The organism is Acinetobacter wuhouensis, assembly GCF_001696605.3.
In the GTDB taxonomy this organism is placed as follows: domain Bacteria; phylum Pseudomonadota; class Gammaproteobacteria; order Pseudomonadales; family Moraxellaceae; genus Acinetobacter; species Acinetobacter wuhouensis.
In genome coordinates, this window is the sequence record NZ_CP031716.1 from 328179 (window position 1) to 340051 (window position 11873).

General features: G+C 32.3%; 10 protein-coding genes. All 10 read left to right on the forward strand.

Features of this window, described 5'->3' with window-relative positions; all coding sequences use genetic code 11:
• Positions 1 to 47 precede the first annotated feature (47 nt).
• Positions 48 to 479, forward strand: a complete 432-nt coding sequence (locus tag BEN71_RS02215; RefSeq protein ID WP_068973835.1) for a pilin — start codon at positions 48 to 50, stop codon at positions 477 to 479.
• A 60-nt stretch (positions 480 to 539) separates the two neighbouring features.
• Positions 540 to 2450, forward strand: a complete 1911-nt coding sequence (locus BEN71_RS02220) for a hypothetical protein (RefSeq protein ID WP_068973834.1) — start codon at positions 540 to 542, stop codon at positions 2448 to 2450.
• 10 nt (positions 2451 to 2460) lie between these two features.
• Positions 2461 to 3309 (forward strand): glycosyltransferase family 2 protein, encoded by an 849-nt coding sequence (locus tag BEN71_RS02225; protein ID WP_068973833.1) that lies wholly within the window; start codon positions 2461 to 2463, stop codon positions 3307 to 3309.
• A gap of 92 nt (positions 3310 to 3401) precedes the next feature.
• Positions 3402 to 5036, forward strand: coding sequence for an ATP-binding cassette domain-containing protein (locus BEN71_RS02230; protein ID WP_406565257.1), 1635 nt, complete (start codon positions 3402 to 3404; stop codon positions 5034 to 5036).
• Between the two features lie 2 nt (positions 5037 to 5038).
• A complete protein-coding gene (locus tag BEN71_RS02235; RefSeq protein ID WP_068973831.1) occupies positions 5039 to 6754 on the forward strand; it encodes a class I SAM-dependent methyltransferase in 1716 nt (571 codons plus the stop codon).
• Between the two features lie 10 nt (positions 6755 to 6764).
• Entirely contained in the window at positions 6765 to 7742 is a 978-nt protein-coding gene (locus BEN71_RS02240; RefSeq protein ID WP_068973830.1) for a glycosyltransferase family 2 protein, read from the forward strand.
• Between the two features lie 67 nt (positions 7743 to 7809).
• Complete coding sequence (locus tag BEN71_RS02245; protein WP_068973829.1) at positions 7810 to 8724, forward strand: glycosyltransferase family 2 protein; 915 nt, start codon at positions 7810 to 7812, stop codon at positions 8722 to 8724.
• 26 nt (positions 8725 to 8750) lie between these two features.
• Positions 8751 to 9656: a glycosyltransferase family 2 protein gene (locus BEN71_RS02250; protein ID WP_086322677.1), complete on the forward strand. Its 906-nt coding sequence runs from the start codon at positions 8751 to 8753 to the stop codon at positions 9654 to 9656.
• A 13-nt stretch (positions 9657 to 9669) separates the two neighbouring features.
• The gene (gene glf / locus BEN71_RS02255) at positions 9670 to 10764 is read left to right on the forward strand and encodes a UDP-galactopyranose mutase (protein ID WP_068973827.1); all 1095 of its coding nucleotides are present in this window, start codon (positions 9670 to 9672) and stop codon (positions 10762 to 10764) included.
• A 33-nt stretch (positions 10765 to 10797) separates the two neighbouring features.
• Positions 10798 to 11871 carry a glycosyltransferase family 4 protein gene (locus BEN71_RS02260; RefSeq protein WP_227542646.1) on the forward strand — a complete coding sequence of 358 codons (1074 nt, stop codon included), beginning with the start codon at positions 10798 to 10800 and terminating at the stop codon, positions 11869 to 11871.
• The last annotated feature ends 2 nt before the right edge of the window (positions 11872 to 11873 follow it).

The window sequence follows — 11873 nt, forward strand, 5'->3', positions numbered from 1 at the left end:
AAGCTCTAAAAAGCGATAAAAAATTTTTAAAACATTGGAGAAATGTTATGAAATCAGTTCAAAAGGGTTTCACCCTTATCGAATTAATGATCGTTGTTGCGATTATCGGTATTCTTGCTGCAATTGCGATTCCTGCTTATCAAGATTATATTGCGCGTTCACAAATGACTGAAGCAATGAATCTTGCTGGTGGTCAAAAAGGTGCTGTTACTGAATATTATTCGAATAAAGGCACTTTCCCAACCAATAACACGGATGCAGGTGTTGCAGCAGCAGCAAGTATTAAAGGTAAATATGTAGATAATGTTGCAATTAGCGGTGGTAAAATCACAGCAACATTAAAGAGTTCAGATGTCTCTGAAGGTATTAAAAGTGCAACTCTCGTGCTTAGTCCAACTACTTCAGCTGGTTCAGTTGAGTGGAAATGTACAGGTTCAACAGCTTCAACAGCAAAATATTATCCAACTGCTTGTCGTTAATTAAATTAGAGACAAGATCAATAACGCCCTTTTTAGGGCGTTATTTTTGAATAAGAATATATGAAAAAATATTTTCCATTTATTTATTTTAATCTGATAATTATAAGTGTTATATGTGTATATATTTATGGATTAAATGGCAATTTTTTATTTGATGATTATCCAAATCTAGAGCCACTCGCTAATTCTAATGCAGTAGATAATTGGGATAAAGCGAAAAACTTTATTATTAGTGGTTTTGCTGGTCCGACAGGTCGCCCTATATCTTTAGCAAGTTTTCTTTTAGATGCAAATACATGGCCTACAGATCCTTATCCATTTAAATATACCAATCTCATGATCCATTTACTCAACGGAGTTTTACTCTCTTGGGCAACTTTATTGTTATTACGAAATTATAATTATAAAGAACAACAGGCAATTTGGATTGCCTTAATTGCATCAAGTATTTGGTTGCTTCATCCATCCTTCGTGTCTACCACACTTTATGTGGTTCAGCGAATGGCTCAATTAGCTACGCTATTCACGCTTATTGGTATTGTTGGATATTTAAAAGCGCGGTTACTTCTTGTTGATAAGCCACTTCAAGCATATTTCTATATGGCTGTATCAATAGGTTTATGCACAATTTTAGCAACCTATAGTAAAGAGAATGGCGCACTACTTCCATTACTGATCTTGGTTATAGAGTTTTGTAATCCAGATAAACAAAATCGACCAATATGGCAATGGCGAGCATTGTGCTTATGGTTGCCATCATGTGCGGTACTGTACTTAATTTTTAGAGAGATTAATTTTGCAGATAATATCTGGCCAAACCGTAACTTTAATCAGGTTGAACGTTTATATAGTGAAGCTAGAATTGTAACTGAATATTTGTTTAATCTTTTTATTCCTCAAATAGAAGGTCGTGGATTGTATCAAGATGATTTTATAGTTTCAAAATCCTTATTCCAACCAATCACAACTGTATATTCAATTATTTTTTTAAGTGGGTTGGCACTATCTGCATTTGTGTTAAAGCCAAAATATCCTTTATTTTCTTTAGCTGTTCTATTTTTCTTTACAGCACACTTGATGGAGTCTACCGTTCTAGGGCTAGAACTTTATTTTGAACATCGTAATTATTTAGCAGCTTTATTTTTATTTTTACCTATCGCTAGTGCTTTACATTGGTTAAAAAGTAAAATTGAATCAAAATTGGTCTATCTGATTGTTCTTATCATTTTATCTATTTTAAGCTTTTTTACATATGAAAGAGCAAAGCTATGGGGTAATACAGAACAACTTCTTTTGTATTGGGCGAAAAATTCACCAAACTCACCACGCGCTCAAAGTGAGATAGCTAATTACTATACAAAACAAGGTGATATATTAAAGTCAAATCAGCACTTAGAACAAAGTTTAGCGAAAATGCCGAATAGTGCATTATTGACTATGCAGCTTTTATTACAAAAAGTCTCTTATAGTTTTGCGACTGATCATGATTTTGAAATGACAGCATCTAGATTAGGCCAACAGCCTTTTGATGCACAAGCTATACAAGGGTTACGTTTGTTGACAGAGAGCGTTGTTGGTAATCAAGAAGCATGTAAAAAATACTGCTCATCCATATTGGGATTGATTGAGAATTTAGATCATAATTCAAAATACAGTAACATTTCAGTTTATTGGCGTTTGTCTGCATATTTAAAAGCTCAGATATATTTAGCGATGAATAATGATGAGATAGCATTAGAACAATATCAGGAAGCCGTTAAGCGTTATAATGATGTCGAAGCAGGTTTAATGATGGTGGCAGAATTGGGGACACATAGCTCATCATCAAATGCATTAAGTTTATTGAATCAAGTTGAATTGATTTTTAAACAACAGGGTGCATCTACTTTAAGGCGCAGTAGGTCTGAATATGAAATGGAAATTATGAGATTGAAAAAGCTTTTTGAGCAACAAATCAAGTCTGGGGTTTAAGGAATCTAGTTTGAAAATAAGTATAGTTTTACCTGCCAAAAATGAAGCTGGAGCAATTAGCGATACAATTGCCAAAATTCAGGTATTGAATATTGCTAAAGAAATTCTAGTTGTAAACGATGGTTCTACTGATTCAACAAAAGAAATTGCAGAGCAAGCAGGTGCGAAAGTTATTTCTCATCCTTACTCAAAAGGAAATGGAGCTGCAATTAAAACAGGTGCTCGAAATGCAACTGGTGACGTGATTGTATTTATGGATGCGGATGGGCAACACGACCCTCAAGATATTCCAAGACTTTTAGCCAAAATTGAAGAAGGTTATGATCTGGTCGTAGGGGCTAGACAAAAAGGTTCTCAAGCAAGTGTCGGGCGAGGTGTAGCAAACAAACTCTATAATAATTTAGCATCTTATATGTCTGAGCATAAGATTGAAGATTTAACATCAGGCTTTAGAGCTGTACGAGCAGAAAAGTTTAGAGAGTTTATATATTTACTGCCCAATGGTTTTTCGTATCCAACCACAAGTACGATGGCTTTTTTCCGCGCAGGATATTCTGTGACTTATGTGCCAATCCATGCCGCAAAACGTATTGGAAAAAGTCACATTCATCCTGTAAAAGATAGTATACGTTTCTTTTTGATTATTTTTAAAATTGCGACTCTATATTCGCCTTTAAAAATGTTTTTACCTTTTGCTGTAGTGTTGTTTTTATTGGCAACAGGTTGGTATGGTTATACTTTGTATGAATACAATCGCTTTACCAATATGAGTGCATTATTGTATACAGGCAGTATTATGATCTTTCTGATGGGATTGATTTCAGAACAGATTACAGCTTTAATGTATAAAGAGAAATAATAGAAGTGCTTGATAGTTTAAAACAGCTTTGGCAAATTTTGTCACCTTTAGACAAAAGAAAAGTTTTATACGTTTTAATATTGGTCATGGGGATGGCTTTTATTGAATCAGCGGGTGTAATTTCGATTATGCCTTTTTTAGCAGTTTTATCGAATCCATCCATTGTTAGTTCAAATCAATATTTACAACTTATGTATGATCTGATGAGGGGCGGAACTGAACAAATATTTATTGTTAAATTGGGCTTTCTTTCTTTAAGTGTTGTTATTTTTTCTACTTTCTTCAAAATAATTACTCAATATGCTGTAAATCGGTTCTCAAGTTTACAAAGACATTATTTTTCTACGCGGTTGCTGAAAATTTACTTAAAGCAAAATTATGAATTTTTCATTCAACGAAATAGTGCAACACTCAGTAAAAATATTTTATCTGAAGTAGATCAACTGATTTGGATGATGATTTTACCTGCTTTGACATTGATGTCTTATAGTATTGTTTTATTGTCTATGGTGGGTATCCTTTTACTTTATGATCCATTCATGGCATTTGCTACAGCTTCTATATTGGCATTGTTTTATATTAGTATTTATATACTCGTTAGAAAAAAATTAGAACTGATTGGACAAGAATTTACACAAGCTAATAAAGAACGTTACCAAACCTGCCAAGAAGCATTGGCCGGTATTAAAGACGTGATGATTAATAATGCAAAACAAGGTTATATTGATCAATTCGAACAATCATCTAGAGTTTTTGCGAGACATATTGCTACGCGTGATACTTTAGGACAGATACCGCTTAATATTATAGAAACAGTGGGCTATGGTTGTTTAATTGGATTAGCCATGATTTTAGTCATTTCTGGCAAAGATGTTTCACATATTTTACCGATACTTGGTCTATATGGTTTTGCAGCTTATCGAATGTTACCAGCTGCACAGAATATTTATCGCTCTATTTCTCAGGTAAAGTTTTCACAGCAAGTATTAAATATATTAAAGCCTGAATTTGAACTGGAATATCATCAAGAAAGGGATGTGCCTTTATTAAATCAAACTGAAAAAATGGATTTTAATCATTCAATTCGTTTAGAAAATATTTCATTTTCTTATCCAAATCGCTTAGACCAACCAGTATTAAATAACTTTAGTATCGAAATTAAGAAAAATACCAGCTTAGGTATTATGGGGGAAAGTGGTAGTGGTAAAAGTACCTTGATGGATATTATGTTAGGGCTTCTAACTCTACAGCAGGGTAAAATTTATATAGATGAAGTTGAGTTAAACGAAGATAATATCAATGCTTGGCGAGATTTAGTGGGATATGTCCCGCAGTTTATATATTTGGCAGATAAAACGATTACTGAAAATATTGCGTTTGGTATGCCTAAATCTGAAATAAATATTGAACAAGTGATTAAAGTGGCAAAACTCGCACAAGTAGATGATTTTATTCAAAAACAATTGCCTTTAGGTTATGATACTGTCGTTGGTGAACGTGGTGTAATGTTGTCTGGAGGACAAAGGCAACGTATCGGGATTGCACGTGCGTTATATAAGAGTCCTCAAGTTTTATTTATGGATGAGGCGACAAGTGCTTTGGATCATGAAACAGAGCAAGCAGTCAATGATGCAATTCAAGGTTTAAATGGGGAAATTACAATGGTAATTATTGCGCATAGGGAAAGTGCGATAAGGCTTTGTAATAAAGTAAGAAAATTGGGGTAAAAATGGACAACTTGTTTGATGTTTTGAATAAACATAATTTTCATTATGATGAAAATAATAAAATATGGAGCTTAGATAAAAAGTTTGATTATTCAGATGGGGAAGATGAAGAAAATTATATTTATGAAATAGTAAAAAGCACAAATGATTTGTCAACTTTATCAGATGAGCTAGAGTTTAAAATAAAGGACTGGTCCTCTTTATACCATTTTTCTTCACAAAGAACTAATTTACTTGAACCATTCCGTTCTGAATGGGAGGGTAAAGTTGTGTTAGAGATTGGTTGCGGGTGTGGGGCATTTACACGATATTTAGCAGAAAATGCTAAACATGTAATTGCGTTAGAGGGCAGTTTTCGGAGAGCTAAAATTGCTAGAGAAAGATGTCGTGGTTTGGAAAATGTGACTGTAGTGTGTTGTAATGCTCAAGAATTCCCTTTAATAAATAATATAGATACTGTACTCCTTATAGGCGTTTTGGAGTATGCAAAAAAGTACCTAGGTGAAAATGGAGAAATAGAGTTATTAAATTTATGTAAAAACCAATTGGGAGATACTGGAAAACTTATCTTAGCTATAGAAAATAAGTTAGGATTAAAATACTTAGTTGGTGCTAAGGAAGATCATATTGGTATTTCAATGTACGGGTTAAATCGACAATATAAAAAAGCAGATATAACTACGTATGGGCGAGTTGAATTACTAAAAAAACTTAAAAAAACAGGTTTTAATTTTATTTCAGAATATTACCCTTTTCCTGATTATAAATTTCCTACTACGATCATATCAAAGAATGCGTTAGATAAAAATAAGGAGAATACCGTATTTGAAGATATGATAGTTCAGGCTTTACATAAAGACCCGCAACTGGCAGGAACACATTATAGTTGTTCAATAGAACAAATGGCTAAAAATTTATGTGAAAATGATTTAATAGGAGATAATTCAAACTCTTTTTTAATGGTAGCATCAAAAGAGAATTTTGAGCACCAAGATGAGTTAATTTGGTATTATTCATTTTTAAGAAAGAGAAAGTTTTCTAAAAAGATAAAATTTGTTAATTTAAATGAAAATATCTATATAAAAAATGACATATCTGGCTATGAATTAATACAAAGTGGTTCAAATTATTGGTGTTCTATTCATGATGTATTAAATAGAGTTGATTGGTCATATAATGAATTATATGATTATTTTAATAAGTGGTTTAACTTTGTTTTGGAATCCTCAAATCTTGAAAAAAAATATTGTTTTAACAGTATGATTAGTGGAGTTTTCTTTGAGGCTTTGCCATTTAATCTATTGGTTGATGGTAGTGATTTAAAGTTTATTGATTTAGATGATTTTTTTGTTAAAGATGATTGTGAGTTAGGTTATTTGTTTTATAGAGGTGTTTTAAATTCATTATTACGGGTTACATCAGTGAGTCACAGTATTTATTTGAAAGACATAAAGATTCATAATATTTCGAGAGTTATTCTAAAAATGAGGTTTCCAACGATTACGGATAATATAATTGATAACTATTTAATGAAGGAAGTTGATTTTCTGAATGAGGTATCAATTCTAAAAACAAAAAATGAATTACTCAGAGAAATGAATTTGGTAGTACGACTTGATATGGATGAAAATAATAGAAATTTTAATAATTTTAAGTTTGTTTTTAAATATACATGCAGTCTTTTTTTTAGAAAAATAAAAAGAATAATTAATGTTTGAGAGTTAGCCAATGATAAGCATTATTATCCCAAATTATAATCATTATGATTATCTTGAAGAACGTTTAGATAGTGTATTCTCACAAACTTATCTTAACTATGAGGTTATTATCTTAGATGATTGTTCAACGGATAATAGTTTAAAAATATTGAGTAGATATAAAGACCATCCAAAAGTTTCACATTTTATTGTAAATAAAGTGAATTCAGGTTCAGTATTTAAACAGTGGAATAAGGGGATTGAGTTAGCTCAAGGTGAGTTGATATGGATAGCTGAATCAGATGATATTGCGAGTTATGATTTTTTAGAGAAAATGGTTCATAGTTTTGATAAGTATGCCAAAGTAGTATTGGCATATTGCCAATCGAAGAAAATTAATAGTTCTGGAGAAATATTTGGTGATTGGGTGGCTCATACCGACTTAAATGGTCAGAATAAACATACAGATGATTTTCATATGGGGGGAGGGGAGTTTATTGAAAAATATATGTTAGACCAAAACTCAATTCCGAATGCAAGTGGAGTCATTTTTAAAAAATCAATTTATCAACTTGTTGGTGGACCATTGACTGAATTAAGAACGGTTGGTGACTGGAATGTTTGGGTAAAAATATTAACGCAAGGAGAAATATTTTTTTGCGCTGAAAAAATGAATTTCTTTAGAATGCATGACTCAAGTTGTGTAGCTTTATCAAATAAAAATGATAAAAGAGCGAATATTATATTGATGCATCTGAATATGTATGAGAATTTATTTGACTTTTTTCATAAAAATAATTTTAAAATTTCACAAAAAAAGTGGGAAAAAAGGGATATGGTAGCTACTAAATTAATGTTTAACTGCATTTCAAATAATAATTATCAATTGTTATTTGAAGTTTTTATTAAATATAAGCTTTTTTATATCTTTTTTAATCGTACTTTCTATTTTGTGTTTTTAAGAATGATTACTACTTTTTTTCTTGGTAAGAGTAACGGAAAAATTTAATATCTGGTTCTTTTTTAATTTAATGATAAAAAAATATTGTTAAACTTTTTCACTAGTAGAGGTTGTAATGACTAAGCCTTTAGTTTCCATAGCATTAGCCACATATAATGGTGAAAAATTTCTTAAGCAACAGATGGATTCTTTGTTGGCTCAAGATTACCCAAACTTAGAAATTGTTATCTCTGATGATTGCTCTACTGATGGAACTTGGGAAATATTACAGAATTATGCTCTGAAAGATAATCGTATTAAACTTTTACCACGTGAAGAAAAAAATATTGGATATATAAATAATTTTATTAAAGTCTTTATGGCATGTCGAGGAGAGTTTATTTCGCCTTGCGATCAAGATGATATATGGCATGTTGATAAAACAAGTCGTTTAGTTTCTGAAATAGATAATGCAATGCTTGTGTATTGTGACAATAGATTCATAGATGAAGAAGATAATCCTATAGGTATTAACTATTCTGATACTGTAAGATTCATGATATCAGGTAACGACTGCCGAAATTTCTTATTTTATAATTCAATATTGGGTCATACTATGTTATTCCGTAGAGATTTGCTAGGAATAATTAGTGATATGACCTCTATTGGTTATATAGACTGGTTGATTGCATTTTATGCGGCAGAGTATGGCGGTATTGTATATTTAAAAGAAACTTTGGTGGATTGGAGACAGCATTCTGAATCAACAACCTTCAATGTTCGGAATGGTGGTGAGAAAGCTAAGGCTGTAATGGTAGATGAAAATGCATTAAATGTTTTTTCCTCTGTCGAAAGTACGCATCAGGAATTTGCATGCAGAGCTTTCAAGACTTGGCTTAAGTGGAAAAATAGTTATTTAAACTTTTCAATGTTTATATTTATAATTCGCTATGGGAGTATAACGCATTGTCATCACCCTGCAAAATTTCCTGCACTAAAGTATTTACTAGGTTATAAATTAAAAAAATTAATACGCCCTAATTTTTACTAAATAAAAAATTTTTCGAGAGTGTTTAGATGAAAGTTAGCATAATTATAGTAACCTATAACCGAAAGGAGTTACTTTTACAATGTTTAAAAGCATTAATGTTGCAAACATATAAAATAACGACACTCATTGTTGTCAATAATGCTTCAACAGATGGAACAGAAGATTATGTTAAAAATTCTAATTTACAGGGAGTGGATAAAATAAAATGGGTGAATTTAAAAAATAATATTGGTGGTGCTGGTGGTTTTTTTTCAGGTATAGAATATGCTTTGAAGCAAGATGCTGAATGGATTTGGATGATGGATGATGATGGTTATCCTGAACCAGAGTGCCTACAAAAACTTACTGATGAAGTAAGATGTAGAGAGGTTCAGGCAATATCGCCTTTGCAGGTAAATATTCATGATGTCGATAAACTTGCATTCCCTGTTTGGGTGAATGGGAAACAGTTGAGGGGAAATGTAGGTCAAGTTTTAGATAATAACTTTATTGGACAAGAAGCAAATTTATTTAATGGTTTGCTGATCCATGAGTCTGTCATAAAAAAAATAGGATTACCAAAAAAAGAATTATTTATCAGGGGGGATGAGGTTGAATATACTAAAAGGTTGTTAAAAAATAATATAAAATTTGGGACACTTACATCCGCTAAATTTTATCATCCAAGTGATGATAATGAACGAATAAAGAGCTTATTCGGGCTCTTAATTACTCGTGATGCGCATTCAGATTTTAAAAACTATTATATGTTTAGAAATAGAGCTGTTGCTTTTATAGAAGATGGTAATGCATGGTTACTTCCTGTGGATTTCATTCGTTATACTTATTATTATTTAATCGTCAAAAAAATGAACTTAAATGGTTTGAGGCTGTGGTTGAGTGCAACTTGGGATGGTATTAGAGGTAAGTTAGGTCGACATCCAAAATATTAACTGGGGAAAAGAGTTGAAAGTTTTAATCATCGGCGCAGGTTTTGCTGGCTCAGTCTGTGCTCGAGAATTAGCCGAAGCCGGACATCAAATCTGTGTTTTAGATCGTCGTGACCATATAGCGGGAAATGCTTTTGATTTAAAAGATGAGCATGGCGTACTGATTCATCAATACGGTCCGCATATTTTTCATACCAACAGTGAACGAATTCTTAATTATTTATCCAAATACACGGAATGGTATCAATACGAACATCGTGTACATGGAGTGGTTGACGGAAAAGAATATCCATTCCCAATTAATCGAGATACATTAAATCAGCTTTATAGTCTTGATTTGGATGAGAAGGGAGCAGCGGATTTTTTTGAAAAAGTACGTGAACCTAGAGAACCTGTTAAAACCAGTGAAGATGTTGTTTTAAACTCAGTTGGTCGAGATTTATATGAAAAATTCTTTTTAAACTATACAAAAAAACAGTGGGGCTTAGACCCATCTCAGCTCAAAGCTGGTGTAGCTGCGCGGATTCCTACCCGAACGAATACGGATGACCGTTATTTCACTGATACATTTCAAGCAATGCCTTTGCATGGTTATACGGTCATGTTTGAGAATCTCTTGAATCATCCTAATATTGAAGTTCAATTATCTACTGAATTTAAAGATATTCTAAACTCTAGTCGTGAATTTGATCATATTGTTTACACAGGTCCTATAGATGCTTTTTATGGTTTTAAGTTTGGGCACTTACCTTATAGATCACTCCGCTTTGAACATGAACATCTAGCAGATCAAGAATGGTATCAATCAGTTGGAACGGTAAACTACCCGAATGATTTCGATTTCACAAGGATTACTGAATTTAAACATTTGACAGGACAACAGACTACGTCAACATCGATTGTTCGAGAATATCCAACAGCAGAGGGTGATCCATATTATCCGATTCCTCGTGATGAAAATGAAATATTATTTAAAAAATATAAAGCATTGGCGGATCAAGAGGAGAGAGTTACTTTTGTTGGTCGTTTAGCTGAATATCGTTATTACAATATGGATCAAGTAGTTGGCGCTGCTTTAAATGCTGTAGATATAATTTTAGAGAGAAAATAATTGAAAATAGCTTTCTTATGTAAACGACAATATATGTCTAAGGATGTAATTTTAGATAAATATGCTCGTTTATACGAGATACCCAATCAATTGGCTTTACTTGGTCACCAAGTCGAAAGTTTTTGTTTAAGCTATCAGGCACATGATGAGGGTGATTGGGATGAGTCTAATCATTTAAAGTCATTGGTTTGGCATTCTAAAAGTTATAAAGGTCTAAATAAGATAGGGTTGTTGACCTACCCTATTTTTCTTTTACAAAAATTGAAGAAATTTCAACCTGATATTATTATTGCAGCCTCAGATATTCCGCACATTGTTTGGGGAGCATGGTGTGCAAAAAAGTTAAATATTCCTTTAGTAGCAGATCTTTATGATAATTTTGAAGCATATGGACAAGCTAAAATCCCATTTTTAAAGCCTCTATTTCATCAAGCCTTATCCACTGCAAAGGTGATTTCAACAACTAGTTTTAGTTTGGCTGAAAAAATGCGCAAAGACTTTCCAAATGTTCCAAATATATATCCAATGCCAAGTGTTATTGATAAGGACTTATTCAAGTCTAGTGATAAAATTGTGGCAAGAAAATTTTTAAATTTACCTCTAGATAAACCACTAATTGGTACTGCTGGAGGATTAACTCAAATGAAAGGTATTGATGATTTATTTAATGCTTGGGAAATAATAAAAAATCAAAATGACCAAGTATATTTGATTTTAGCTGGACCGACAGAAGAAAAAACACCATTGCCTCATGATGAGCGTGTCATTTATTTGGGATTATTATCGCACAAAGACGTTGTTACTCTGTTTCAAGCTTTAGATGTCGGAGTGTTGTGTATTCCCGATGATGAATTTGGGCGATACTGTTTCCCACAAAAAGCGTATGAAATGCTCGCATGCAATCTCTCAATCGTATCATCAGAAATAGGGGATATGAGAGTCCTTTTAAATAAGCATTCAGATAGCTTATATATCAATAGAAACTATCAAGATTTGGCAAATAAGCTATCCTTTCAATTAGCGCACCATGACAAAATAGAGATACCTATACTGTCATGGAGACAAACTGTAGAAAATTTAGAGTGCTATTTAAAGCAATTGATTTAATA

What these genes read in the sequence shown, in the direction of transcription:
- BEN71_RS02215 (WP_068973835.1), top strand. Translation starts at nt 48, where the DNA reads ATGAAATCAGTTCAAAAGGGTTTCACCCTTATCGAATTAATGATCGTT.
- BEN71_RS02220 (WP_068973834.1), top strand. Translation starts at nt 540, where the DNA reads ATGAAAAAATATTTTCCATTTATTTATTTTAATCTGATAATTATAAGT.
- BEN71_RS02230 (WP_406565257.1), top strand. Translation starts at nt 3,402, where the DNA reads ATGGCTTTTATTGAATCAGCGGGTGTAATTTCGATTATGCCTTTTTTA.
- BEN71_RS02235 (WP_068973831.1), top strand. Translation starts at nt 5,039, where the DNA reads ATGGACAACTTGTTTGATGTTTTGAATAAACATAATTTTCATTATGAT.
- BEN71_RS02240 (WP_068973830.1), top strand. Translation starts at nt 6,765, where the DNA reads ATGATAAGCATTATTATCCCAAATTATAATCATTATGATTATCTTGAA.
- BEN71_RS02245 (WP_068973829.1), top strand. Translation starts at nt 7,810, where the DNA reads ATGACTAAGCCTTTAGTTTCCATAGCATTAGCCACATATAATGGTGAA.
- BEN71_RS02250 (WP_086322677.1), top strand. Translation starts at nt 8,751, where the DNA reads ATGAAAGTTAGCATAATTATAGTAACCTATAACCGAAAGGAGTTACTT.
- BEN71_RS02260 (WP_227542646.1), top strand. Translation starts at nt 10,798, where the DNA reads ATGTCTAAGGATGTAATTTTAGATAAATATGCTCGTTTATACGAGATA.